The organism is Curtobacterium sp. 9128, assembly GCF_900086645.1.
Taxonomy (GTDB): Bacteria; Actinomycetota; Actinomycetes; order Actinomycetales; family Microbacteriaceae; genus Curtobacterium.
This window is the reverse complement of record NZ_LT576451.1, coordinates 3594694-3619915: the sequence shown is the minus strand read 5'-3', so window position 1 is coordinate 3619915 and position 25222 is coordinate 3594694. Positions and strand designations below refer to the sequence as shown.

Here is a 25222-nt window from a genome sequence, read left to right as displayed (position 1 = left end):
TTCACATCCCATACGCTGCTTCGCCCCCGCCCGACTCCTTGCTGATCTTCCGCGCGAGGAACAGTCCCTCGAGCGCGAGCTCGATCGCGCCGGCGCGTTCGCCGTCGTTCGTGGCACCGAGTCGCTCGCAGATCTGGTCGTACAGGTCGGACTCGCCGAGGGACGGCAGCCCCTCGAGGAAGGCCCGCGCGGAGACCTGCTCGCCGGTGGTCACCATCGTGCCGCCGTCGAGCGCCTCGACGAGCTGACCGAGGTCGAGGCCGCGGAGCCGGGAGCGCACCGTCTCGGCGGTGGCGGTCCGGAGCAGGTGCTCGAGTACCTCGTCGGCCCGGTCTTCCTCGCCGGATTCGAACTCGATCTTGCCGCCGAGGACGTCCACGGCGGTCTCGAGGTCGATCGGCCGGGCGACGGGGTCGGTCTCGCCCTGACGCGCCGCGCGGTGCACCGCTGCTGCGGAGACCGTCTCGGCGCCGGCGATCGAGAACCGGGCACTGACCCCGCTCCGCTGGTCAACCGCGCTCGATTCGCGGAGCGCCCGGGTGAAGCGGGCGAGGATCTCGATGAGGGCGTCGGGGACGTCCGCGGTCAGCTCGGCTTCCTGCCGGATGACGGCGATCTCGTCGTCGAGCTCGATCGGGTAGTGCGTGCGGATCTCGGCGCCGAAGCGGTCCTTCAGCGGGGTGATGATCCGCCCGCGGTTCGTGTAGTCCTCGGGGTTCGCGCTCGCCATCACGAGGACATCGAGCGGCAGGCGCAGCACGTAGCCGCGGATCTGCACGTCGCGCTCCTCCATCACGTTGAGCATCGCGACCTGGATGCGCTCGGCCAGGTCGGGCAGCTCGTTGATCGCGACGATGCCGCGGTGCGCCCGGGGGATGAGGCCGAAGTGGATCGTCTCGGGATCCCCGAGGCTGCGGCCCTCGGCGACCTTCATCGGGTCGACGTCGCCGATCAGGTCGGCCACGGAGGTGTCGGGCGTCGCGAGCTTCTCGACGTAGCGGCCGTCGCGGTGCCACCAGTCGATGGGCATCGCGTCGCCGAGGTCTTCTGCGCGCCGTCTGCTGGCGGCGGTTATCGGTTCGAAGGGGTGCTCGCCGAGCTCGGAGCCGGCGATGACCGGCGTCCACTCGTCGAGGAGGCCCTGCAGGGTTCGGAGGAGGCGCGTCTTGCCCTGGCCGCGCTCGCCGAGCAGGACGATGTCGTGGCCGGCGATGAGGGCTCGTTCGAGCTGGGGGATGACGGTGGTCTCGAAGCCGTGGAGGCCAGGCCACGGATCGCGGCCCTCGCGGAGGGCACTGAGCAGGTTGTCGCGGATCTCGGCGCGGACCGTCTTCTGGACGTGACCAGAGGTGCGGAGCTCGCCGACCGTTCGGATGTCGGGTCGGGTCACCTCGACGAGCGTACGCCTGCTCCAGGGGCATCGGACTGGAGGCTCGGTGCCAGCTGGCCACGAGCCTCCCGTCCGGCGGTCCGCTTGTGAGTATTCATAGCGATTGCAATGATTGTCATTCCGGCGTCGGAGCCGGATTCGAATAGGGGGATTCGGCTCCGCGCCTGGATCGCCGTTCGTTCCAGGTCCGAACAACCGCCGCGTTCTCGGCGTACGGTTCCCCTTCGTGAGCAGCGCGAACCCCTCCGGAACGATCACGAGCCTGGTACCGGCCAGGATGGACAGACTCCCGTGGACACGGTTCCACTGGAGTGTCGTGGTGGGCCTCGGGGTCTCCTGGGTCCTCGACGGCCTCGAGATCCAGATCGTCTCGAACGCCGGGTTCCAAGCGGACCTGAACCTCTCCACGCAGCAGGTGACCTCGCTCGGCACGATCTACCTGGTCGGCCAGGTAGTCGGAGCGCTGGTGTTCGGGCGGATGTCCGACCGACTCGGCCGGCGGAAGCTCTTCATCCTGACGCTCGCGATCTACCTCATCGGCTCCGGTATCGCCGGCTTCGCGCAGGACTTCTGGTTCCTCGCGGCCTTCCGGTTCGTGGCGGGGCTCGGGATCGGCGGCGAGTACGCCGCGATCAACTCCGCGATCGACGAGCTCATCCCGTCGAAGTACCGCGGCCACGTCGACATCGCCATCAACGGCACCTACTGGGGCGGTGCGGCCCTCGGCGCCTTCGCGAACATCTACCTGCTCGACCCGTCGCTCTTCGCCGAGAACATCGGCTGGCGCATCGGGTTCTTCCTCGGCCCGGTGCTCGGCATCGCGATCATCTTCCTGCGGCGGCACATCCCGGAGAGTCCCCGGTGGTTGATGACCCACGGGCGGGAAGAGGAGGCGGACGCCACGCTGACGCGGATCGAGGAGTCGGTCGAGCGCAGCACGGGGCAGAAGCTGCCGGAGGTCGACCGATCCAAGGCGATGTCGGTCACGCCGATGGACCGCGTCCGGTTCACGACGATCGTGAAGGTGCTCTTCCGGCAGTACCCGACGCGCACGCTGGTCGGTGCGACGATGATGATCACGCAGGCATTCCTCTACAACGCGATCTTCTTCACCTACGCGCTGGTGCTCACGAACTTCTTCGGCCTGAAGACGTCGCAGACGGCTGTCTACTTCTTCCCCTTCGCGATCGGCAACCTGCTCGGGCCGCTGATCCTCGGGCGGCTGTTCGACACGTGGGGTCGTCGGCAGATGATCTTCAGCACCTACCTGGTCTCCGGACTCGTGCTCGCGGTGTCGGCGTTCCTCTTCCGGGCCGACGCGATCTCGGCGACCGTGCAGGTGGTCTTCTGGTGCATCTCGTTCTTCTTCGCCTCGGCCGGGGCGTCGAGTGCGTACCTCACCGTGAGCGAGATCTTCCCGCTCGAACTGCGGTCGCAGGCGATCTCGTACTTCTTCGCGCTCGCGCAGATCTTCGGTGCGATCGCGCCGGCGATCTACGGCGCGTTCATCGGGGACGGGTCGTCGCGTGAGCCGCTGTTCTGGGGGTACCTGCTCGGCGCCGGGGTGATGATCGCCGGTGGGGTGGTCGCGCTCATCTTCGGTGTGGACGCCGCGCGGAAGGGGCTCGAGGACGTGACCCAGCCGCTGTCGGTGATCGCTGCGGAGGAGGAGCAGTCCCGCAAGTGATACACGAAATCCAGAATGTTTAGCGCCTGATCCGCAGCCCTGCCACTGTCATCCCAGCGACCCCAGCCGGGGGTCTCGGAGACATGGGAGTGCTGTGATGCAAGACGAGGTGATCGGGCGCCGTGCCCTCCACAGCCCGGTGGCCGGTGGGTCGCTCCACCGATCGGGACCGCTGATCGCTGGTGGTGTCGTCCGTGCGTGAAGGTCGTCGCATGGGGTACGACGAACATCCGGTTGCGCGTGTGCAGAGCGGTTCGCTCGATCCGCTCGGCGTCCCGCGCAGTCTGCTCCGCGACGCCGTGTTCCTGCGGCTGATGGACCGGATCCTGCGTGGTGAGTACCGGCGTGGGCAGCGTCTGCGGCTCGACAACCTGGCCGACGACATGCACGTCTCCCGGACGCCGGTGCGCGAGGCGCTCGTCCCGCTCGAAGCGCTGCGGCTGGTGTCCGTCCAGCGGTACGTGGGTGTCATCATCGCGCAGTGGTCGCTCGACCAGATGAAGGAACGAATCCGCGTCACGTGCACGATGCTCGCCGAGCCGCCGTCGGGGGCCGATGCCACCACCGAGCGGTTCGACCCCTTCTGGATCCGCGACTGCATGACCGAAGCGGGATCGTTCGTCGAGCTCGCCGCGTGGTTGCTCCGCCGTGCCGGGTCGTCGGTCAGTGCGGACTGGGTGGCCGCGCAGCGCCCGGTGCTCGACATGTTCTACACGGACGACGTCGCCCTGGCGAACGGCATCGACGCCGCGGTGGACCGACGACATCGGCAGGGGCTCGTCGATGCCGCTCGGGCCGCTGCCGGGCGGGAAGACCTCGACGAGTGCACTCGTCTCGTCTGCGAGCTCGGGGGGTGTCTCATCACGCTGCCCGATCGGTTCCGCGCAGCGGTTCCCGCGTGATCGGGCTCGCTGCTCTCGGGCTCGGTGCGGTCGTGCTCGGTGTGGTCATGCTCGGTGTGGTCGTGCTCGGTGTGATCGGACCCCGGGGGTGCGGCGCGCCGTGACCCCCGAACGAGGCACGCCGAGCCGCTCCGCCTCCGCGGCGGGGTGACCCGGCTCGGGTATCGTCCCCCGGCGAGCGGCCTGAACCCGAGGCCGCTCGGAGGGAGTCCGCCCGTGACCGATCCCGATGGTCCCGACGCCGCTCGCGTGCGGTTCGACGCTGCCCGCACGCAGCCCGATGGCGGTCGTACGCGGTTCGACGAGGTGCTCGATGCGCGTCGGCGCCCCAGGGTGCTGTCCGGCCCCGGGTACCGCGTGAGCGGTGCCCGACACGGGCGCCGTCCACGTGACCTCGGCGTCGCACGGCTGCTCTCCGGTGTCGGCATCGCGGTCGCCGTCGCACTGGTGAGCGCGACCTCGCTCTCGGCGTACGCCGCGTACGACGTCGGCCACGGGTTCCTGCAGCGCGCGGTCGACGTCGGCGGTGACGGTGGGTCGACCGACGGGGCCTTCAACGTGCTGGCGATCGGCGCCGACAACGACCCGGCGCAGGGGACGGCGTACGGCGAACGCGGTGCAACGCTCAACGACTCGAACGTCCTGCTCCACGTCTCGGCCGACCACACCCAGGCGGTCGCCGTGAGCTTCCCCCGTGACCTCGTCGTCGACCAGCCAGCGTGCGGCGGATCACCGGCCGTCGAGGACACCCCGATCAACCAGGCGTACGGCCGTGGCGGGATGCAGTGCGTCGTGCAGACGGTCGAGCAGGTCACCGGAATGGAGATCCCGTACGCGGCCCAGGTGAGCTTCGCCGGCGTGATCCGGATGTCCGACGCCGTCGGCGGGGTCCCGGTGTGCGTGACGGACGCGGTCGACGATCCCTACACGGGGTTGCAGCTCTCGGCGGGGGAACACACGGTGTCGGGCAAGACGGCACTCGCGTTCCTGCGCGACCGGCACGGCGTCGGTGACGGGAGCGACCTCGCACGGATCTCGAGCCTGCAGCAGTTCCTGTCGTCCCTGATGCGCAAGGTGAAGAGCGAGGGCACGCTCGGGGACCCGTCGAAGCTCTACGGCCTCGCGAAGACCGCGTCGAAGAACATCACCCTGTCCACCTCGCTCGCGAAGCCCTCGACGATGGTCGACATGGCCGGGGCGTTCGAGGGGATCGGCCTCGACCGGATCACCTTCGTGCAGTACCCCGGCAGCGTCGACGACCCGTCGTTCCCCGGCAAGGTCGTGCCCGAGCAGGCCACGGCCGACCGCCTGATGCGAGCCGTCCGCGCTGACCGGCCGTTCCGGCTGGACGCCGGTTCCACGGGGCGCGGTGCGACGGATCGCGACGCATCCGCGAGTGCTGCTGCTCCCGCCGCCGACCAGTCGTCGCCGAAGGAGTCGTCGGCGAGAGAATCGTCGGAGAAGGAGTCGTCGCCGAAGGGATCGTCGGCGCCCCAGGACATGCCGGGTGTCACCGGGCAGACGGCCAAGCAGAAGACCTGCGCGGTCGCGGCCGGCGGCTGACCCACGAAGACGGGCTTCACCGGGGATTCGCGCTGGTTGCACACTGAAACGTCAGGCGGTCCTGTGGCAGCCTTGACCGGTTGCCGTCCCCGCGGCCCCGACCGGACTCGGTCCGGCGCCGTGCGGGGCCACCGTGGCGTCGATCAGGACGGCGCCGCCATCGTGTCCGCCGACGACAGGAGTGCCCGTGAACGACGTTCGTGATCGATCCCACCGACTCAACCGAGCCAGCGGGATCGCCCGTCACGGACGTCTGCGTCGCCGTTCGCCGTTCGGCACGGTCGCCAAGGTCCTCTCCGGGGTGGTCGCGGTCGCCCTCATCAGTTCCGCGTCGGTCGCGGCCATCGCGGCGAAGCAGGTCACCGACGACTTCGGCGAGGGCGTGCAGATCCAGGGTCAGCCCGTTGCCGAGGCGAAGAGTGGCGGCGACGTGCTCAGCGCCTACAAGGGCGGCTTCAACATGCTGGTGGTCGGCACCGACAACGACCCGGAGCAGGGAACCCAGTACGGTGAGCGGGACGCGACCCTCAACGACGTCAACATCCTGCTGCACGTCTCCGCGGACCACACGAACGCGACGGCCGTGAGCATCCCGCGTGACCTCATCACGCCGATCCCGGCGTGCCAGAAGCCCGACGGCTCCGGTTCGACGCCGGCGATGTCCGCGCAGCCGATCAACAGCGCGTGGGGTGAAGGTGGCCTGAACTGCGTCGTGCAGACAGTGCAGGGCCTGACCGGGCTCGACGTGCAGTACTCCGCAGCGGTGTCGTTCAACGGCGTCATCGAGATGTCCAACGCCATCGGCGGCGTGCCGGTGTGTGTGGCGTCGCCGATCCACGACCGGTACACCGGTCTCGACCTGCCGGCCGGGACCACCACCCTGCAGGGCTCCCAGGCGCTCGAGTTCCTCCGCACACGGCACGGCGTCGGCGACGGCTCCGACCTCGGTCGCATCAGCTCGCAGCAGGTGTTCCTGTCGTCGCTGCTGCGCACGGTGAAGTCGAACCAGACCCTGACCTCGCCCGCGACGCTGTACAAGCTCGCGCGGGCGGCGGCGTCCAACATGCAGCTCTCGCAGAGTCTCAACGATGCCGGGACGATGGTGCAGATGGGGCGGGCGCTGCAGGACCTGCCCCTCGACCAAGTGAACTTCGTGCAGTACCCGGGGACGACCGGTGGCACGGGCGTCTACGCGGGGAAGGTGCAGCCGACGAAGTACCTCGCCGACCAGCTGTTCGAGAAGATCAAGGCCGATCAGTCGTTCTCGCTCGGTGCCGGCAGCACGGGCATCGGTTCCGAGGCGGACCCGAGCGCCGCCGCGACCCCCTCGACCCCTGCGGCGGGCCCGTCGGCTCCCACTGCCGCTCCCACGACGCCCGCGACCGACGCCGGTTCGGATTCCGCTTCGCCCGCGACCCCGTCCGCTCCCGCGACGTCCGACACGATCGACGGGTTGCAGGGCCAGTCCGCCGATCAGCAGACCTGCTCGAAGGCCTTCGGGTCGTAGCCGGCCGGTCTGCGGGCCGGCCCGCTCCGTGAAAGCGACAGTCGCCCGCCGAAAGCCCGTGCGAATCTGTCGCTCTCGCGGGGGTGTGGCCGCGCTGGCCCGCGGGACTGTCGCTTTCGCTGGACCAGGCGGCACGAAAAAGCGGGGACGTGACCGTGGTCACGCCCCCGCGGAGTCGCTCCTCGGCGGACGCCGATCATCGGGCGAGCCGGGCCCAGGCCAGGGAGCGACGCTGGGTGCTGTGTCGCGACAACGGGGACGAGCCCCGGAACGTGATCGCCGCGTCCCGATGAGACTAGTGACCGGGGTACACGGAGACAACCCCCGAGCGTCCCCACTTCGGGGGACCATGGGAGGACGCCCCGACGCGCCCGCCGGGAAACACCGGGTCGAGACCGTCCTCGTCCTCCTGTATGGTGGTGCGTGCGTCCGCAAGGGCGCATGGAGACGTCGCATAGTCCGGCCGAGTGCACCACCCTGCTAAGGTGGAGTCCCCTTTGAGGGGACCGAGGGTTCAAATCCCTCCGTCTCCGCACACGGACAGAAGCCCCGCCGATCGGCGGGGCTTCTTCGCTGTCCGGGGGGTGTTCAGGCCGCGTCGGTGGAGTCGAGCCATCGCATCCAGCCCTCGAGCTGCGCCTTCGCGCTGTCGAGTGTGCTGTGCTGCCCGTGGACCTCGCCGCCGGAGGACCGGACCGCGTACCCGTCGTGCCAGGAGACGACACCCATGAGCGTCGGCCCGGAGCATCCCTCCCAGTGGCCCGCGTACGTCTCGGTCCAGAGGATGCCTTCTCGCGCAGTCATCGACACTGCCCGTTCCCGCGCGTCGTCGGGGACGCGCTGTCGAGGAGGGCGGTTCTGGTGAGCGGTGGATGCATGACGGCTTCCGGTCGGCTGTGGATCGATCCGGCGGCCGGGGTCCTGGGTCACCTGTCGCTGACGGTAGTCGCGTCGGCTGGGCGTCGTTCCCGTGACCGACAGACGGACTGGAGGCTCGGTGCGGGCGTGCACCGAGCCTCCAGTCCGTCACCTGGTCGCGGTTCAGCCGACGGTGCGGATGCTCCCGGTCCGCACCGGGCGTGCGGCGCCGCCGCGGCGCGCTGCGCCGGCGGCGACGGCCACGAGCGCGAGCCCGGCCAGGGTGATGGCCGTGCCAGCCCAGATGGGCGAGGTGTAGCCGAGGCCGGCGGCGATCGTCAGTCCACCGATCCAGGCGCCGAACGCGTTGCCGAGGTTGAACGCGGCGATGTTCGCGCCGCTCGCCAGGGTCGGGGCGTGGTCCGCGTAGTGCATCACGCGGGTCTGCAGTGCCGGCACGGTGGCGAAGCCGAACGCACCCATGAGCACGAGGGCCACGACTGTGAGCACGGGGTTCGTCGCGACGACGGCGAAGAGCGCGAGGACGACCGTCAGGCTCGCGAGCACGACGAGGAGTGTCCGGTCGATCGACTTCGCGGCGAGGCGGCCGCCGGCCCAGTTGCCGACGAACAGACCCAGACCGAAGACGACGAGCAGCCACGGGACCGCGGCCGAGGCGAAGCCCGAGACGGCGGTGAGCGTGTACGCGATGTAGGTGAAGGCGCCGAACATGCCGCCGTACCCGAGCACGGTGATGCCGAGCGACAGCCACACCTGGCCGGATCGGAACGCGCCGAGTTCCCGGACGAGCGACGGCGCCGCGTCCTGCTTCGTGGCGGGCACGAGCAGGGCGACTCCGACGAGGGCGACGACGCCGATCGCGGCGATCGCCCAGAAGGTGGCGCGCCAGCCCATCGCCTGACCGAGGAACGTGCCGAACGGGACGCCGAGCACGTTCGACGCGGTGAGCCCGGTGAACATGAGTGCGACGGCGGAGGCCCGCTTCTCGCGTGCGACCATGTTCGACGCGACGACGGAGCCGATGCCGAAGAACGCACCGTGGCAGAGCGCGGCGACGACACGGCCGGTCATCATCACGCCGTACGTCGGTGCGAGCGCCGACAGGGTGTTGCCGATGACGAACAGCACGAGGAGTCCGATGAGCACGGGCTTCCTGGGGAGCCTGGTGGTGGCTGCGGTCAGGCCGAGCGCGCCGACGATGACCGCGAGCGCGTAGCCCGTGACGAGCCAGCCGGCCGTGGTCTCGGAGACGCCGAAGTCCGCCGCGACCTCCGGCAGCAGTCCGGTGATGACGAACTCGGTCAGTCCGATACCGAAGCCGCCGAGCGCGAGTGCGATGAGTCCAGCAGGCATGCGTGGTCCTCTCCTGTTGTCCGCCGCGGGCATGCCGCGTACGCTGGTAGTTGCAAGCGCGGGATAAATAGTTGCACACGCTAGGTGTGTGCGCAAGCAACTATCTGCGCGTGCAATGACTTGGGAGGTCCTCATGAGCATCGACGACACGGCGATCGCGGTCCGCGCACACGGTTGGCGCACCCTCGGCGCGCTGCACAGCCTGATCGAGTCGCACCTCGAGCAGGCACTGCGCGAGGTCGACCTGTCCGTCGTGGAGTTCACGGTGCTCGATGCACTCCGGCGACAGGACGGCTTCCACATGCGGATGCAGCAGCTCGCGCGTGCCGCGGCGCTCAGCCCGAGTGCGACGACGCGGCTCGTGAACCGGCTCGAGGAACGTGCGCTGCTGACCCGGGTGCTCTGTGCGGACGACCGTCGAGGGCTCTACACGGAGCTGACCCATGCCGGCTCCGCGCTCTTCGATCGTGCGGCACCGATCCACGCCGCCGCGCTCGAGGCAGCGCTGGCCGAGGCGCACGGCGTGCCGGAACTCGACGAGCTCGCGACCGCGGTCGAGCGCCTGGAGTACGAGCGCGTCTGACCCGCTACCGTGACCAGGTGGTTCGTCGTGCGGGTGTCGTGGTGGCCGTCCTCGTGTCGGGGCTGGTGCTCGCCGGGTGCGCGTCCGGTTCGGGGCTCGAGGTCGAGGCGTACGTCGAACCCGGCGGGACCGCGGTGGACCGTGTCACCGATGCCGTCCCGCTCGCGACGACGATCGGGATCGACGGTGTCACGGTCGCGGACGACGGCTCCCGCCTGAACGAGGCACCAGCAGGACTGGCCGGACTGGCGTCGGCCGCGGGTGGTTCGGCCGAGCTCCTCGTGAGCAACTACTCGTCGACGATCGGTGACTTCTCGCCGCAGTCCGGCACGGCGCTGCTGTCCTCCGCGGAGAACCGCGGTCGTGTCGCCCGCCAGGTCGCCCGCGCCGCCGACGACGCCGGGATGCGGGGCGTGCAGATCGACCTCGAGTCGCTGCGGGCCCGGGACCGAGCGGGGCTCGTCGCGTTCGCCGCCGCGGTCCGGGACGCCGTGCGCGATGAGCTCGGCGACGACGCACGGGTCTCGATGGCGGTGATGGCATCGACGTCGGCGGCCGGGTTCCGGGCGACCGGCTACGACTTGCGCGGACTCTCGGAGCACGTGGACCGGTTCGTGCTCATGACCTACGACCAGCACGGTCCGTGGAGCGGGCCCGGCGCGGTGGGGGCGCTGCCCTGGGCGACCCGGGTGGTGCACGCTGCCGAGGCGCAGGGGCTCCGCGCGGACCGGATCGACCTCGGGATCGCGTCGTACGGGTACGCGTGGGGTCCCGGTGCGGGTGACGCGCCGCTGGGACCGGGAGCTGCACGGCGTCTCGCGGGGCACGCTGCAGTTTGGTCGGACCGTGACGGGGAGTGGTCGGCGGAGCTCGACGACGGGCGCGAGCTGCACTGGTCGGACGCCCGGTCGTACCGCGTGCGGACGGCGCTCGCGCGGGAGCTCGGGCTGCACGGTGTCGCGATGTGGTCCCTGAACTCGATGTCCTTGCCGCGCTGACCGGGCGGGGGCCGGCGCCGGTGGGTGTCGGCGTGATCGAGTGCGCGGAAACGGGGATGTCCGGCGGGCGAGGATCCCCGTTTCTGCGCACTCGATCGCCGGGGCGCTAGATCCGCGGGGGAGCGGTGGTGCTGCGGACGACCAGGGTGGGTGTCACGAGGTCACGAGTCGGTGCGGGGCGCGACGAGTCCCCGATGAGTGTGATCAGCCGGGCGGCCGCGAGCCGTCCGACCTCGTCGTTGTGCGGGTCGACCGTCGTGAGCTGCAGCAGGGGCGACGCTGCGAGCGGGGTCTCGTCGTGACCGATGACCGACAGGTCCTCCGGCACGCGCAGCCCAGCCTGTCGAGCAGCGGCGATCGCTCCCATCGCCATCACGTCGTTCGCCGCGAACAGCGCGGTCAGGCGCGGGTTCTGGGCCAGTGCTGCCCGCGCGGCGTCGAACCCGGTCTGCTCGGACGTCGGCCCGTCCCCGAGGACCAGGGGCTCGACGCCGGAGGACGTCATCCGGGCGACGGTCGACACGCGCCGCGCTGCTGCCGAACCACCGGCGCCGGTCAGGTGCGCGATGTGCCGGTGCCCGAGCCCGACGAGGTGGTCGACGGCGATGCGTGCGCCGGCGGCCTCGTCCGACGCCACCACGTCGAGCCCGGGTGGGGCGGACGCGCGCTCGCCGGCGATGACCACGGGGGTGTCGTCGGGGACGAGGAGGTCGACCGAGCTCTCGGCGCCGAGGATGACGCCGTCGACCCGGAGCGACACGAGGTCGTCGAACGGGGAGCTGTCGAGGTGCGCGTTCGCCACCGCGTCGGCGAGCGTCAGACGCAACCCGTGCGGTGCGAGCGTCGACCGGATGCCGTCGAGCATCGGCACGTACCAGGGGTTCCGGAAGTCGTCGACGACGACGCCGATCGTGCGGGTCCTGGTGCCGGCGAGGATCGCGGCGGCACGGTTCGGCCGGTACCCGAGCGACGCCGCGGCGGCGAGGACGGCCGCGCGACGGCTGTCGGAGACGCCGGGGTCGTCGCGCATCACCATCGAGACCAGCGACTTCGAGACCCCCGCGAGCGCTGCGACGTCGATGATCGTCGGCGGACGGCGGTTCGACACGGTCGCTCCTTGACAGGACATGGGGAGGTGGGGCTACAGTCTACCGACCCCTTCTGGAACGTTCCAGAACCGAACGTTCCAGAACCGACGGTCCGGTCCCCGACGGGCCAGGACCGGAAGAACCAGCTCGAAGGAGAGCACATGCGCGAGAGCATCGGCGTCGCCGTCATCGGCGCGGGCATGGCGGGCAAGGCCCACATGGCCGCGTGGCGGAATGCCCCGTCCCTGTTCGCCCCGACCCTGCCGCCCGTGCGGCTCGTCTCGATCGGGGACGTGTACGAGCCCCTCGCCGCCGAGGCCGCGCAGCGCTTCGGGTTCGAGCGGCACGACACCGACTGGCGGGCGATCGCGGCCGCCGACGACATCGACGTGGTGAGCGTCGTCGTCGCGAACCGCCTGCACCGCGAGATCGTCGAGGGACTCCTCGCCGCCGGCAAGCACGTGCTGTGCGAGAAGCCGTTGGCCGGCTCGCTCGAGGACGCCCGCGCGATGGCCGACGCCGCCCGCGCCGCCGAGGCAGAGGGCACGATCGCCCGCGTCGGCTTCACCTACCGACGCGCACCGGGTGTCGCGGCGATCCGCGAGCTGATCGAGGACGGCACCCTCGGGAAGGTGCTGCACCTCTCCGGCCGCTACTGGACCGACTACGGGTCCTCGCCGGACGTCCCGTTCTCGTGGCGCTACGCCGGCGCTCCCGGATCGGGCGCGCTCGCCGACGTCGGCTCGCACCTGACGTACATCGCGGAGTTCCTCGCCGGAGAAGTCCGGAGCGTCACCGGCGGGCTCTTCACCACGACGATCACCGAGCGACCCGTCGCCGCCGGACACGCCCTCCGGGGTGCGGCAGCCGAACTGACCGGCGAGACGCAGGCCGTCGAGAACGACGACTACGCCACCTTCAGTGCTCGCTTCGGCGACGGTGCCGCGGTCGGCTCGCTCGAGGTGTCCCGCGTCGCGACGGCCCACCCGAACGGTCTGATGATCGAGGTCTTCTGCGAGAACGGCGCCGCGCGCTGGGACCAGGAGCGGCCGTCGGAGATCGGCCTCGCCCTGCAGTCCGACGGCTCCCGGCTCGGTGGGTACCGCCAGGTCGTCCTCGGGCCGGACCACCCGTACGTGGCCGGCGGTATGGCGATGGACGCACCCGGCGTCGGCTGGGGCCAGAACCAGATGTTCGAGTACCAGGCGCGCGCGTTCCTCGACGAGGTCGCCGGCGTCGCCGATCCGCTCCCGCGCAACGCCACGTTCGACGACGGCGTGCACAACATGGAGGTCCTCGACGCGGTGGTCCGGTCCGCGCAGGCGGACGGGGCCGCAGTGACGACGAAGCAGGAGCAGCACGCATGAAGCTCGGTCTGTACAACGCGATCTTCCACGACCGCCCCCTCGCGGACGCCCTGCGCGCCATCGCGGAGAACGGTCTCACCGGCATCGAACTGAACACCGGCGGGTTCCTGCCCCCGGTGCACGTGCCGGACATCGACGCCATCCTGGACGACGACCAGGCACGGGACGACTTCCTCGCCCGGTTCGACGGCACCGGGGTGTCCATCGCCGGCCTCAACTGCAACGGGAACCCGTTGCACCCCGACCGCACGATCGGGGACGCCCACGCCGAGGACATCCGGCGCAGCATCCGGCTCGCCGCCCGGCTCGGCCAGGACCGCGTCGTCACGATGTCGGGCCTGCCGGCGGGGGAGCCCGGTGGCGTCCGCCCGAACTGGATCGTGAACGCCTGGAACTCCGCCGCACTCGACGTCCTCGAGTACCAGTGGAGCGTCGCCGTCCCGTTCTGGCAGGAGATCGACGCCATCGCCCGTGAGCACGGCGTCAAGGTCGCGCTCGAGTTGCACCCGCAGAACGTCGTCTTCAACCCGGCGACGATCCGCGAGCTCGTCGAGCGTGGCGGGCTGACGAACGTCGGAGTCGAGCTCGATGCGTCGCACCTGTTCTGGCAGCAGATGGACCCGGTGGCGGTCGTCCGCGACCTCGGCCCGCTCGTCTTCCACGCCGCGGCGAAGGACGTCAGGATCAACCCGCACGCGGCGATCAACGGCGTCCTCGACAACTCGTTCCGCCGACTGTCCCCGGACGAGCCCCGGACGAACCTCGGTGGCGACGAGTGGGCGAACGAGTGGCCGAAGCCCTCCGCCTGGGACTTCGTCGCGCTCGGCAAGGGCCACGACGAGGCGTACTGGTCCGCGTTCCTCGAGGCGCTCCACGAGGTGGACCCCGAGATGTGGGTGAACATCGAGCACGAGGACACCGAGCTCGGGCGCGAAGAGGGCGTCGCCGTGGCGGCGCGCGTGCTGCGCGCGGCGGACGAAACGCTGGCGGCGCGCGTCGGCTGAGCGGGGCACCGGACCGAAAGGCCCGACCGACGTCCGCCGATCGGCGGACGCTGGTCGGGCCTCCAGTGTGTCCCCGGATGCGGTCGGTGACACATCCCCCGGTCGCTGTCACCGGGCCGATGTAGCATGCGCGGACCACTGTCCCCACCCCCTGAGGAGACCTGCGTGCCGGACGCCCCCGACCTCGCCATCCCCGTCGACCAGGTCCGTGACGCGGGTGCGGCGATCATGTCCGCCGTCGCCACGGTGGTCGACGGCAAGACCGACGCGATCCGCACGGCGCTGACGGTCATGCTCGCAGAGGGACACCTGCTGGTGGAGGACGTCCCAGGGGTCGGCAAGACCGTGCTCGCGAAGGCGCTCGGCGCATCGGTGGGCGGGTCGGTGAACCGCATCCAGTTCACCTCGGACATGCTGCCGTCGGACGTCACCGGCGTGAACATCTTCGACCAGTCCTCCGGCACCTTCCGGTTCTCGCCCGGCCCCGTGTTCGCGAACGTCGTCATCGGCGACGAGATCAACCGCACCAGCCCGAAGACCCAGTCCGCCCTGCTCGAGGCGATGGCCGAGTCCCAGGTCACGGTCGACGGCGTCACCCGCGTGCTGGAGTCGCCGTTCATGATCGTCGCGACGCAGAACCCCGTGGACATGGAGGGGACGTACCCGCTTCCAGAGGCGCAGCGCGACCGGTTCATGGCGCGCATCGCGATGGGGTACCCCAGCGTCGAGGCCGAGCGTCGGATGCTCACCAACCGCGGCGGCCGCGACCCGCTGACGGCGCTCCGTCCGATCGTCGACGTCGGCACGCTCCGCGCGATGGTCGCGTCGGTGCGCCAGGTGCACGTCGCTCCCGACGTCGAGGCCTACGTCATCGCCATCGTCCGTGCCACCCGGACCCACCCCGACCTGGTGCTCGGCGCCAGCCCACGCGCCACCCTGCACCTCGCGCAGGCCGCACGCGCCCACGCCGCACTGCAGGGCCGCTCGTTCGTCACCCCGGACGACGTCGCGGAGCTCGCACCGATCGTCCTCGCGCACCGGCTCGTCCCGGTCGCCCGCGGGCTCGGCGGCACGGCCGAGGACACCGCGCGCGAGATCGTCGTGCGCGTCGTCTCGGAGACCGCGGTGCCGTTCACCGCAGCGCCAGTCCGGTCCTGATGACCCAGCCGCCCGGCACCTCGACGCTGCTCCGCCGTGCGGGGGCCGCGCGGTCGGTCCTGGACCGGTGGGCGAAGCGTGCGGCGGCGATGGCTCGTCGGACGCCGTTCCCCCGGCCGACCGCCCGCGGCTGGTCGGTCATCGCGGTCGGGATCGGCCTGATCGGCGGCGGACTCGTCGCGACCACGAGCGTCGCCGTGTCCGCCGGGCTCCTGCTCCTGGTGCTCGTCGTCCTCGGGATCGCGATGGCCTTCGTCGTCGCGGCGCCGCTGCGGGGATCCCGGGCGGCCCCACGCGCGATGGTGCAGGTCGGCGAGGTGTACCGCGAGCGGATCACCCTGCGCGGGACGACGATGCCGATCGGGCCGCGCTCCACCCTGCTCGTGCGCGAACAGATCGAGGACGCCTTCGCGAGCGTGTCCGACGCCGAGGCCCTCGTCGAGATCGGTCCGTCGGTGCCGCCCGCGGTGTTCGACGTCGAGGCGCTCGCGATGCACCGAGGCCGGACGGTCGTCGGGCCGGTGACCATCCGTGTCGAGGACCCGTTCGGCCTGCTGCGCATCGACCGTCCCGTGGTCGCCCCGGAGGAAGTGGTGGTGGTCCCGGCCTCGACGGCCCTCTCCGCGATGGACACGGGTGCGCTCGCGGGCGCGGTGTCCGCCGACGAAGGACGTGTCGGTCAGGGTGGTTCAGCGGACGACAGCGAACTCCGCCCGTACCGTCCAGGCGACCCGATCCGCCGCGTGCACTGGGCGCAGAGTGCCCGTCGTGGTGAACTCCACGTCCGCCAGACCACCCAGGCGCAGCCGCCGGAAGCGGTCATCGCCCTGGACGTCCGCCGCGAGTCGTACCAGCAGCTCGGGCGGGACGACCTGGCGGAGCTCTCCGACCTCGGTGGCGACGCCGCGTTCGAGCACGCGGTCGTCGTCGCTGCGAGCGTCGCGCGGGCCCTCGCCGCACGGACCTCGCGCGTGGTGCTCGTCACCGACGACCTCGGCGGTGACACCCGGCACACCGGAGACGCCGGCGGGCTGACCGACGTGCTCGTCGGGTTGGCGGACGTCCGTGTCCGCGGCGACGCCCGTCGGGTGACGGACGTGCTGCCCGACGTCCGTGGTCGCGACGTGCACGGCATGACCGCCGTCGTCACCGGACACTGCACCGCCGAGCAGGCCGCCGAGCTCGTGTCGTCGACCAGCGGTTCCAGTCGCGGGATCCTGGCCACGATCGTGCCGCCAGACCCGGTCGTGCGCGGGATCCTCGACCGCGGCGGGTGGCGGACGCTCGTCGTGCCGGTCGCCGGGGCAGGAGCACTGCGGTGACCGCGCAGGACACCCGCCCCGCCAGCAGGGGCCGGGCCGACGTCCGCGAGATCCTCGACCGCGAGGACGACCGCGCCGCACCGTCGCCGTGGGTGATCGCCCTCGCGCCCGTCCCAGTCCTGCTCGCCGCGCTGGCCTTCCGCCCGCTCGTGCAGGGCATCGCCTGGTGGACGTCCGCCCTCGCCATCGTCGTGGTCCTCGTCGGCGTCGTGCTGGCCGTCCGCCGTCGGTCGCCCGGCGTCCGCTTCGTCGCCCTGGTCGCGACGCTCATCGCGTGTTCGTGCGCCGCAGCACTCGTCAACGACATCCAACCGCTCGGGTGGATCGACGGGAACGGAGCCCTCGGGCAGACGATCGCGGCGATCCGGCTCAACCCGGCACCGCTCCCGCAGACCGACCCGATCCGGCTCGTCGTCACGGTCGCGATCGCCTGGGTCGCGGCGGCGTCGCTGTTCCTCGCGACGGTCGCACCCGCAGCGGCGCTCGCCGCGGCTCCGGCACTCGTGATCCTCATCGTGCCGGGCGTGGTCACCGGGACCCCCGCGAGCACCGGGCTCGTCGTCGTCACCGGACTCGCGTTCCTCGCGCTGCTGTGGCTCTCGGTCCGGCCGGTGCAGCGGGCGTTCCCGGCGATGCTGATCGGCGCCGTCGCGCTCGTCGTCGCGGTGGGGCTGCCGACGATCATCCCGCTCAACGCCAGCTGGCTGTCCGGTGTCACCGGGGCGATCCAGGCGCCGATCCAACCGGGTCGACCGGGCACGCTGCTCAACCTCGGGCAGGACCTCCGTCGGCCGAGCGAGCTCGAGGTGTTCCGGTACCGCTCGTCCGACGGGCAGCCGGAGTACCTCAAGCTCGCCGACCTCGACGAGTTCGGGACGGGGGACTGGGTCCCGACCGTCACCGACGTCAGCGACGCCCAGACCGCCGACCAGCAGCAGTGGGCCGTCGGGATCAACCCGCGGTTGGCGAGCCGCGGCGACGTCACCGTCCGCATCACCGGCCTGTCGAGCAACTACCTTCCCGTGCCGTCCGGGGCGGTCTCCATCCAGTCGCAGTCCACGAACCTCGAACTCGACCAGTGGCGGTGGATGGGCGACTCGAACACCGTGCGCTCCACGGGCCCGGCGACCCGACGCGGGGCGACGTACGAGGTCTACGGCGCCTCGACCTTCGCGAACGCCTACCTCGACGCCATCGACGCCGCCGGACGGCTCGACCGGTTCGACGGGCGTGGCTACCCGACGCCGTCCACGGCGCAGCTGCGCACCGACCTCGCCCTGCCGAAGGACCTGCCCAAGAGCATCTCGACCACGGCCGCCCGTGTCGCCGGCAGTGCCGAGACGGACTACGAGAAGGCCAGGACCCTCGAGGAGTGGTTCCGCAGCGACCTCTTCACCTACTCCGAGACCGCACCCGTCGAGCAGGGCTACGACGGCGACAGCATGGACGTCGTCGCGAAGTTCCTGCAGGTGCGGGAGGGGTACTGCGTGCACTTCTCCTCCGCGATGGCCGTGATGGCCCGCACGCTCGGCATCCCGTCGCGGATCGCGGTCGGGTACCGGGCGGGCGGGACGCAAGAGGACGGCGAGTACACGGTCTCGAACCGGCAGCTGCACTCGTGGCCGGAGCTGTACATCAAGGGCGCCGGCTGGGTCGCGTTCGAGCCGACGCCGGACTCCGACTCGGCGGCGACGTCGTCAACGGAGCCGACGACGACACCGAGCGCGGCCGACCCCGCCACGCCGCTGCCGGAGCCGAACGCGTCGAACGAGCCGTCCACGTCCGCGAGCCCGACGCCGAGCGCGTCGGCCGCTCCCGGGGCCGCGGGGTCGACCGGCGGCTCGGGCGACGGGCCGTGGGGGCTCGCGGTCGGCATCCTGATCGCGTTGGCGGTGCTGGTCGCACCGGCGACCGTGCGGGCGGTCCGCCGTCGATCCCGGCTCGCCGCGGTGGCCGACGGCCGGTCGCCAGCGGTCTCGGCTTGGCGTGAGCTCCTCGACGACGTCGCCGACCACGGGTACGCGCCCGGCCTCGCACCGCCCGGTGACGCCGCAGCGGTCGCACGGACCGCGCGCGCCGTGCTCGGGCGACTCCGGTCGTCGGTGCCGACGTCGGTGCTGCCGTTCCTGGAGGCGGCGGTCGACGCGGTCGACCAGGAGCGCTACGCGCCGGCGGGTTCGGTCGACGGGGCAGCGCTCGTCGCGACCGTCCGGGAGGCACGGGTCGCGCTGGACGCGTCCGTCCGGCTCCCGCAGCGGCTCCGGTCGCGCCTGCTGCCGCCGAGCCTGACGCCGTCGTCCGCCTGGTCGCACGACGGCCCGCGCCGCCGGCGTCCCGCGTAGCGCCGTGCGCTCGGCCCGTGGGGTCTTCGGCGGGTCGAGACTCGGCGCTGAGCGAGACTCGGGTCAGCGGGGGCGGATGACGGCCTCGACGAGGGTGGCGACGACCTCGCCGGGGTTCACGCCGTCGAGCGCGGGGGAGTCGAACACGATGCCGACGTTCGCGCCGATGAGCGCGGTCGAGAAGACGTCGAGCGGCATCCCCGGGTCGATCTCCGGGTGCGCGCCGAACCACAGCAGCACGAGTCGGTGCACGCCGTCCTGGAGCACCCGGCGCTGGCGTACGAACTCGGGCATGAGCTCCGGGCGGCGGATCGCGAAGCCGCGGAACTCGGACAGCAGGGCGAACTGCGCGCTCTGGTCGTGGCGGCCGAACGCTGCCCGGACGATGTCACCGATGTCGGCGGCGGCGATGTCCTCGCGCACGAGCTCGTCGAGCGAGCCGAGCACCAGGTTCGTCGCGCGCTGCATGACCTGCGCGACGAGGTCCTCCTTCGAGGAGAAGTTCGAGTAGACCGCACCCTTGCTGAACCCGGCGCGGGCGGCGACGTCGTCGAGCCGCGCTTCGTGCACGCCCTGTTCGGCGAAGACCTCGGCACCCGCGGTGAGCAGGCGCTCGCGCACCTCGGCTCTCGGGGTCCTGGACGAGGTCTGGCGGTCGTCGGGAGAAGCAGCGTCGCTCATCTGTTCCTGGTTCAGACGGAGCCCGGTGGCACCGGGCAGACGTGGAGGTCGTACCCGTCCATTCTGCTGATCGCGCGGGGGCCGGGGGACCTGCCGCGCCGTGCATCCGATCACGCGCGACCACGGGTGGTTCCGGCGCGTTCGGGTCGCGTCGGTCCCCATCCGTGCGCTGCACGTGCCCGGCCGTCCGACCGGGGTGCGTGTGCCGAGTCCGATACCCGGCGGGATCGATGCTACGCCCGTGGGGCCGGACGCGGAACCCGCTCAGTCCGCGTCGTCGTCCTCGGTGTGCACGCTCCCAGGGCCCCGGCGGCGTCCCGGCCGACGGAGCAGACGGATCGCATCCGGACGGATCCCCTTGCCCCGACGCAGCAGGGACGCCAGCGTCGACTGCGGCTGCCAGTCGCGGCCGTTCGGCAGCCCCCAGCCCCACCGCACGGCGCCCCACCGGAGCACGAGGGAGAGCACCACGGCGGCGACGATCCCGATGGTCGGGGAGCCGAGTGCCGAGGCGACGACCATCACCGCCGAGGCGGCGACCGCCACGGAGGCGTAGAGGGCGTTCCCGCCGAACACCGCGGGCACGCGCCGGAGCAGCAGGTCCCGGCCGACACCGCCGCCGACCGCCGTGATCGTGCCCATGATGATCGCCGCCGGCCACTCGAGTCCGGCGTCGAAGGTCCGTTGCACGCCGACCACCGCCCAGAACCCGATCACGGCCGCGTCGAGGAACGTGAACAGTCGGTCCCACCCACGCTCGGAGAACGACACGAAGAAGGCGACGAGCGCACCGGCGACGGCGATCGGCACGTACAGCGGGTCGGTGAGCGCGACCGGTGGCCCGTTCTGCAGCAGCACGTCGCGCAGCATGCCGCCACCGAGCCCCGAGACGAACCCGACGACCAGGAACCCGAACAGGTCGAGCCCCATCGTCCGGGCGACCGCTCCGCCGAGGAGCGCGGACGCGAAGACCCCGGCGAGGTCGAGCACGTTCGTCACGGCGGCGAGGCCGTCGGCGGAGAGCAGGTTCATGAGAACCATCAAACCCCACGCCGAACAGGTAGCCGGGAAGGGTGAGGTAAGGCTAACCTTGCCTTCGCCATGCTCGCCACCCTCGTCATCGGTCTCCGTGAAGGCCTCGAAGCGACGCTCATCGTCGGCATCATCGCTGCCTTCCTGCGCCGCAACCGTGTCCCGCTCGCGCCGATGTGGCTCGGGGTCGGGGTCGCCGTGCTGCTCAGCGTGGCCGTCGGGTTCGGCCTGCAGATCGTCGAGCAGGCGCTCCCGCAAGCCCAGCAGGAGGGCATGGAAGCGGTCATCGGCATCGTCGCGGTCATCTTCGTCACCGGGATGATCGTCTGGATGCGCACCCACGCGCGGACCCTGACGACGGAGCTCGAGGCGAGCGCGACGCAGGCGATGGGCCGTGGGACCGCGTGGGCGCTCGCCGGCATGGCCTTCCTCGCCGTCCTCAAGGAGGGCTTCGAGACGGCGGTGTTCCTCCTCGCGACCTTCCAGGCGTCGTCGGACACCGGGCTCGCCGCACTCGGCGCCGTGATCGGCATCGCGGCCGCGGTCCTCGTCGGCTACGGCATCTACACCGGCGGCGTCCGGCTGAACCTGTCGAAGTTCTTCACCGGCACCGGCGTCTTCCTGGTGTTCGTCGCCGGCGGGCTCGTCCTCACGGTGCTCCGACGCGCGCACGAGGCCGGCTGGATCGTCATCGGGCAGCAGCGCACCGTCGACCTCAGCTGGCTCGCGCCGAACGGCTCCGTGCAGGGCGCCCTCGTCACCGGCGTCCTCGGGATCCCGCCGGACCCCCGCGTGATCGAGGTCCTCGGATGGGTCCTCTACGTGGTCCCGGTCCTCGCGATCTCGCTCTGGCCACGTGCCTGGCGGCCGGCGGCGGCACGGGTCCCCGTGGTCCGCACCGGCATCGCCAGCACCCTGACCGTCGCTGCGATCGCACTCGCGATCGCCGTGCCGTCCGGTGGCGTGCACGTCCCGTCGACCGTCGCGACGACCGGCGACCAGACCTCGGTGTCCGCAGAGGTGCACGGTGCATCGGCGGTGCTGCGGACCAGGGGCAACGGCAGCCAGTCCCGCGTGGACTTCCCGGCGTCGACCCACCGCACGGTCATCCGAGCGGGTCTGACCGCCGACCGCTGGCGATCGACCACCACGGGCGGTGGGACCCCGACCAGCGACGACGAACCGACGACCCTCACGCTGGACGACCTCGTCGGGCTCTTCGGCCGCGTGCCCGTCGGCATCTCGCCGTCGACGAACCCCGGCCCGTTCCGGGCGGAGTGGGCCGTCTCCGAGACGACCACGCTCTGGACCGTCGCGGGCGGCGTCCTGGACGCGACCAGCTCGGAACGTTCCGTGCTCACCCTGAGCGGTGGGGGCCTCCCGTCCGCTCGCACCACGACGATCGACCGCAGCGTGTTCGCGGTCCCCGACTCCCGCGTCCAGCGGACCGCCACGACCGTGGCGGCCGCCGAGACGCGGGCCGCTGAGCTGGCGCTCTGGAAGGCATGGCTGCCGATCGCCCTCGGCATCGCAGCTGCCGCGCAGTTCGCCCTCGCACTCCGTGACCGCCGTCGTCAGACGGCGCTCGCAGACCACACCCCCGAAACCGTCCCCGCACGCGGCCCGCCCGCCGGGGACCCTGCAAGGAGTCCCGACTATGCCGTTCGGTAAGCACACCGTCCGACCCCTCACCACCCTCGGCGCCCTCGGTGTCGTCACCGCGCTCGCCCTCACCGGGTGCGCGGCCACGTCGTCGTCCGCGACGGACGACTCCACGGACTCCGGGAAGGTCTCCCGCGTCTCCATCACGCTGACGAACGACGGCTCGGACAAGTGCGCCGTGTCGACCACGAAGGTCCCGGCCGGGCCCGTGACGTTCACCGTGAAGAACGAGTCGTCGACCGCCATCACCGAGGTCGAGCTCCTGCAGGACCAGCGGATCTTCGGCGAGAAGGAGAACCTCGCACCAGGGCTCGACGCCGTGCGGTTCACCGCGACGCTCGGCGGCGGGAAGTACCAGGTGTACTGCCCGGGAGCGGACAAGGAACTCACCGACTTCACGGTCACCGGCAAGGTCGCCTCGACCGCGAACAGCAGCGCCGCGACGCTCCTGAAGTCCGGTGCGACGGGGTACTCGAAGTACGTCGACGCCCAGGTGAGCGACATGGTCACCGCCGTCGAGCAGCTGCAGACGGACATCGACGCGGGGAACCTCGAGGCCGCGAAGAAGGACTACGCCGACGCCCGCCCGTACTACGAGCACGTCGAGAGCGACGTCGACGGTTTCGTGAAGAAGGGCTTCAAGGCGACCGACAACGCCGGCAACCTGGACTACCTGATCGACATGCGGGCGTCGAACCTCGACCCCGCCGTCGGCTGGAGCGGCTTCCACGCGGTCGAGCGCGACCTCTTCGAGACGGGTGCCATCAGCGACGGGACGAAGCAGTACGCGGCCGACCTGACCACCAACGTGACGCTGCTCGCGAAGCTCGTCCCGACGCTCGACTACAAGCCTGAGGACCTGGCGAACGGTGCGGCCGGGCTCCTCGAGGAGGTCCAGTCGAACAAGATCACCGGCGAGGAAGAGGCGTACAGCCACATCGACCTCGTCGACCTCGCTGCGAACGTCGAGGGTGCCCGTCAGGCCTTCGCGTACCTGAAGCCGGGCCTGACCAAGCTCGACCCGACGCTGACGAAGCAGATCGCCGCGCAGTTCGACAAGACGAACAGCATGATGGACGGCTTCCGCAACGCCGACGACCTCGGCGGGTTCGACGGCTGGGACGACGCCGCCAAGTCCGCGCACGCCAACGAGGTCTCGCAGCGCGTCCAGGCACTGCAGGACCCGCTGTCGCGGCTGGCCGAGAAGGTCGCCACGGCGTGACGGACGGTCCTGCCCCGCTCTCCCGCCGCGGGCTGTTCGGCGCCGGCGTGGCCGCCGGTGCCGGACTGGCCGCTGCCGGAGCCGGCGTCGGCGCGGCAGCCGGGATCGCCGGCGCCACCATCGCCACCGGCGTCAACCCGTTCGCCGCCGCGACCAACGGCGACGAGTCCATCGACCTGTCCCTGAGCCACCCCTTCTACGCGACGGCCGCCCGGCAGCCGCAGGGCGGGATCCGCACCACACCCCAGCGCTACTGCGTCTTCATGACGTTCGACATGTCGTCGTCGGTCGCGACGGACCTGCAGGTGCTCCTCGCCCGGTGGTCCGCGTCGATCGCGCAGCTGCAGGCGGGCAAGACCGTCGGCTCCGTCGAACCCGCCCACGGCGACGGCGTCGGTGCGGACACGGGTGAGGCGCTCGACCTCGGCCCGGCGTCCCTGACGGTCACCGTCGGGCTCGGGCCGGGGATCTTCGACGAGCGCTTCGGGCTCGCGTCACGACGCCCGGACGCGCTCCGGCAGATCCCGACGCTGCCGAGCGACCGGCTGCAGGATGGCCTGAGCGGCGGGGACCTGTCGCTGCAGGCCTGCGCGGACGATCCCCAGGTGGCGTACCACGCGATCCGCGACCTTGCCAGGATGGCCCGCGGCACCGCGACGGTGCGCTGGACCGTCCTCGGCTTCGGTCGGGCGTCCGCTGGGCCGTCGCAGACCACGCCGCGGAACCTGATGGGGTTCAAGGACGGCACCAGGAACGTCACCACCGACGAGGAGTACGACCGGTTCGTCTGGGTCGACCCAGACGGCGGCGGCGAGGCCGACGGGTGGATGGCCGGTGGCACCTACCAGGTCGTCCGGAAGATCCAGATGAACATCGAGATCTGGGACGCGGACGTCGTCAGCGATCAGCAGCGGGTGTTCGGCCGCACCAAGATCGAGGGCGCGCCCCTGTCCGGCGGCACGGAGCACACGACGCCGGACTTCCACGCGCGCACGGCATCGGGCGACCACAAGATCGACGAGACATCGCACGTGGCGCTCGCGGCGCACGAGAACAACGACGGCGTGAAGATCCTCCGACGCCCGTACAACTACACGGACGGGCTGAACCAGTACGGCCAGCTCGACGCCGGCCTGCTGTTCGCGGCGTACGTGAACGACCCGGAGCACTTCACCCGGATCCAGCGCCGACTCGGCGCGGTCGACCGGCTCAACGAGTACATCGCCCACATCGGTTCCGCCGTGTTCGCGATCCCACCGGCCCCGAAGAAGGGCTCGTACATCGGCGAGCAGCTGTTCCGCTAGCGACACCGTGTGGTGAGTGGGTGTCCTCCGTCGTTTCCCTGGAGACGGAGGACACCCGCGCCACGGGGTCTCGCCGGGCGGAACCACCGTCCGGGATGAGAGGCGACCCAGCGCGGCGCGTCGCTGTGCGACAAGGCAGAGAGTACCGCGCCGTTCTGCGGATGCACAGTGATCCGCG

General features: G+C 71.3%; 20 protein-coding genes and 1 tRNA gene. 15 read left to right on the top strand and 6 right to left on the bottom strand.

Annotated elements, in window-relative coordinates:
* Window position 1 precedes the first annotated feature (1 nt).
* A complete protein-coding gene (locus QK288_RS17300) occupies window positions 2–1390 on the bottom strand; it encodes an ATP-binding protein (protein ID WP_281265506.1) in 1389 nt (462 codons plus the stop codon).
* A gap of 226 nt (window positions 1391–1616) precedes the next feature.
* Here QK288_RS17300 and QK288_RS17295 point away from each other — a divergent pair, with 226 nt between their 5' ends.
* From QK288_RS17295 to QK288_RS17275, 5 genes are all read left to right on the top strand, one after another.
* The gene (locus tag QK288_RS17295) at window positions 1617–3077 is read left to right on the top strand and encodes an MFS transporter (protein ID WP_348639025.1); all 1461 of its coding nucleotides are present in this window, start codon (window positions 1617–1619) and stop codon (window positions 3075–3077) included.
* A 212-nt stretch (window positions 3078–3289) separates the two neighbouring features.
* On the top strand, window positions 3290–3979 hold the full coding sequence (locus QK288_RS17290; RefSeq protein WP_281265505.1) for a GntR family transcriptional regulator: 690 nt from the start codon (window positions 3290–3292) through the stop codon (window positions 3977–3979).
* Between the two features lie 216 nt (window positions 3980–4195).
* Window positions 4196–5542 carry an LCP family protein gene (locus tag QK288_RS17285; RefSeq protein ID WP_281265504.1) on the top strand — a complete coding sequence of 449 codons (1347 nt, stop codon included), beginning with the start codon at window positions 4196–4198 and terminating at the stop codon, window positions 5540–5542.
* 187 nt (window positions 5543–5729) lie between these two features.
* Window positions 5730–7049 carry an LCP family protein gene (locus QK288_RS17280; RefSeq protein WP_281265503.1) on the top strand — a complete coding sequence of 440 codons (1320 nt, stop codon included), beginning with the start codon at window positions 5730–5732 and terminating at the stop codon, window positions 7047–7049.
* A gap of 443 nt (window positions 7050–7492) precedes the next feature.
* Window positions 7493–7582, top strand: a tRNA-Ser gene (locus QK288_RS17275).
* A gap of 55 nt (window positions 7583–7637) precedes the next feature.
* Here QK288_RS17275 and QK288_RS17270 read toward each other — a convergent pair.
* Entirely contained in the window at window positions 7638–7853 is a 216-nt protein-coding gene (locus QK288_RS17270; protein WP_281265502.1) for a hypothetical protein, read from the bottom strand.
* Between the two features lie 237 nt (window positions 7854–8090).
* Window positions 8091–9281 (bottom strand): MFS transporter, encoded by a 1191-nt coding sequence (locus tag QK288_RS17265; protein WP_281265501.1) that lies wholly within the window; start codon window positions 9279–9281, stop codon window positions 8091–8093.
* Window positions 9282–9414: 133 nt separating this feature from the next.
* Between QK288_RS17265 and QK288_RS17260 the strand changes: the two genes are divergently transcribed.
* Window positions 9415–9864 carry a MarR family transcriptional regulator gene (locus QK288_RS17260; protein WP_281265500.1) on the top strand — a complete coding sequence of 150 codons (450 nt, stop codon included), beginning with the start codon at window positions 9415–9417 and terminating at the stop codon, window positions 9862–9864.
* Window positions 9865–9881: 17 nt separating this feature from the next.
* Window positions 9882–10862: a glycosyl hydrolase family 18 protein gene (locus tag QK288_RS17255; RefSeq protein ID WP_281265499.1), complete on the top strand. Its 981-nt coding sequence runs from the start codon at window positions 9882–9884 to the stop codon at window positions 10860–10862.
* Between the two features lie 106 nt (window positions 10863–10968).
* On the opposite strand, the gene QK288_RS17250 is transcribed toward QK288_RS17255, so the two are convergent.
* Window positions 10969–11970, bottom strand: coding sequence for a LacI family DNA-binding transcriptional regulator (locus QK288_RS17250; protein ID WP_281265498.1), 1002 nt, complete (start codon window positions 11968–11970; stop codon window positions 10969–10971).
* Window positions 11971–12111: 141 nt separating this feature from the next.
* Between QK288_RS17250 and QK288_RS17245 the strand changes: the two genes are divergently transcribed.
* The 5 genes from QK288_RS17245 to QK288_RS17225 all read left to right on the top strand — a co-directional run bounded on the left by QK288_RS17245 (window position 12112) and on the right by QK288_RS17225 (window position 19143).
* On the top strand, window positions 12112–13317 hold the full coding sequence (locus tag QK288_RS17245; RefSeq protein ID WP_281265497.1) for a Gfo/Idh/MocA family oxidoreductase: 1206 nt from the start codon (window positions 12112–12114) through the stop codon (window positions 13315–13317).
* Complete coding sequence (locus QK288_RS17240; protein ID WP_281265496.1) at window positions 13314–14321, top strand: sugar phosphate isomerase/epimerase; 1008 nt, start codon at window positions 13314–13316, stop codon at window positions 14319–14321. The genes QK288_RS17245 and QK288_RS17240 overlap by 4 nt, the downstream gene beginning before the upstream one ends.
* A 228-nt stretch (window positions 14322–14549) precedes the next feature.
* Window positions 14550–15479, top strand: coding sequence for a MoxR family ATPase (locus QK288_RS17235; protein WP_281267621.1), 930 nt, complete (start codon window positions 14550–14552; stop codon window positions 15477–15479).
* The gene (locus tag QK288_RS17230; RefSeq protein WP_281265495.1) at window positions 15479–16801 is read left to right on the top strand and encodes a DUF58 domain-containing protein; all 1323 of its coding nucleotides are present in this window, start codon (window positions 15479–15481) and stop codon (window positions 16799–16801) included. The genes QK288_RS17235 and QK288_RS17230 overlap by 1 nt, the downstream gene beginning before the upstream one ends.
* A complete protein-coding gene (locus tag QK288_RS17225) occupies window positions 16798–19143 on the top strand; it encodes a DUF3488 and transglutaminase-like domain-containing protein (RefSeq protein ID WP_281265494.1) in 2346 nt (781 codons plus the stop codon). Before QK288_RS17230 ends, QK288_RS17225 begins: the two co-directional genes overlap by 4 nt.
* 63 nt (window positions 19144–19206) lie before the next feature.
* Here the strand turns inward: QK288_RS17225 and QK288_RS17220 are convergent, their stop codons facing one another.
* Window positions 19207–19824: a TetR/AcrR family transcriptional regulator gene (locus QK288_RS17220; RefSeq protein WP_281265493.1), complete on the bottom strand. Its 618-nt coding sequence runs from the start codon at window positions 19822–19824 to the stop codon at window positions 19207–19209.
* Window positions 19825–20088: 264 nt separating this feature from the next.
* Window positions 20089–20856, bottom strand: coding sequence for a trimeric intracellular cation channel family protein (locus tag QK288_RS17215; protein WP_281265492.1), 768 nt, complete (start codon window positions 20854–20856; stop codon window positions 20089–20091).
* A 69-nt stretch (window positions 20857–20925) separates the two neighbouring features.
* On the opposite strand from QK288_RS17215, the gene efeU reads away from it, so the two are divergent.
* The 3 genes from efeU to QK288_RS17200 are packed head-to-tail and all read left to right on the top strand — an operon-like array spanning window position 20926 to window position 25044.
* A complete protein-coding gene (gene efeU, locus QK288_RS17210; RefSeq protein ID WP_281265491.1) occupies window positions 20926–22527 on the top strand; it encodes an iron uptake transporter permease EfeU in 1602 nt (533 codons plus the stop codon).
* The gene (gene efeO / locus QK288_RS17205) at window positions 22514–23740 is read left to right on the top strand and encodes an iron uptake system protein EfeO (RefSeq protein ID WP_281265490.1); all 1227 of its coding nucleotides are present in this window, start codon (window positions 22514–22516) and stop codon (window positions 23738–23740) included. Before efeU ends, efeO begins: the two co-directional genes overlap by 14 nt.
* Complete coding sequence (locus QK288_RS17200; protein ID WP_281265489.1) at window positions 23737–25044, top strand: Dyp-type peroxidase; 1308 nt, start codon at window positions 23737–23739, stop codon at window positions 25042–25044. Before efeO ends, QK288_RS17200 begins: the two co-directional genes overlap by 4 nt.
* Window positions 25045–25222 lie beyond the last annotated feature (178 nt).

Excerpts from the sequence above, each read along its gene's own strand:
- QK288_RS17290 (WP_281265505.1), top strand. The coding sequence starts at position 3,290 with ATGGGGTACGACGAACATCCGGTTGCGCGTGTGCAGAGCGGTTCGCTC.
- QK288_RS17270 (WP_281265502.1), bottom strand. The coding sequence starts at position 7,853 with ATGACTGCGCGAGAAGGCATCCTCTGGACCGAGACGTACGCGGGCCAC.
- QK288_RS17265 (WP_281265501.1), bottom strand. The coding sequence starts at position 9,281 with ATGCCTGCTGGACTCATCGCACTCGCGCTCGGCGGCTTCGGTATCGGA.
- QK288_RS17260 (WP_281265500.1), top strand. The coding sequence starts at position 9,415 with ATGAGCATCGACGACACGGCGATCGCGGTCCGCGCACACGGTTGGCGC.
- QK288_RS17245 (WP_281265497.1), top strand. The coding sequence starts at position 12,112 with ATGCGCGAGAGCATCGGCGTCGCCGTCATCGGCGCGGGCATGGCGGGC.
- QK288_RS17240 (WP_281265496.1), top strand. The coding sequence starts at position 13,314 with ATGAAGCTCGGTCTGTACAACGCGATCTTCCACGACCGCCCCCTCGCG.
- QK288_RS17235 (WP_281267621.1), top strand. The coding sequence starts at position 14,550 with ATGTCCGCCGTCGCCACGGTGGTCGACGGCAAGACCGACGCGATCCGC.
- QK288_RS17230 (WP_281265495.1), top strand. The coding sequence starts at position 15,479 with ATGACCCAGCCGCCCGGCACCTCGACGCTGCTCCGCCGTGCGGGGGCC.
- QK288_RS17220 (WP_281265493.1), bottom strand. The coding sequence starts at position 19,824 with ATGAGCGACGCTGCTTCTCCCGACGACCGCCAGACCTCGTCCAGGACC.
- QK288_RS17215 (WP_281265492.1), bottom strand. The coding sequence starts at position 20,856 with ATGAACCTGCTCTCCGCCGACGGCCTCGCCGCCGTGACGAACGTGCTC.
- efeU (WP_281265491.1), top strand. The coding sequence starts at position 20,926 with ATGCTCGCCACCCTCGTCATCGGTCTCCGTGAAGGCCTCGAAGCGACG.
- efeO (WP_281265490.1), top strand. The coding sequence starts at position 22,514 with ATGCCGTTCGGTAAGCACACCGTCCGACCCCTCACCACCCTCGGCGCC.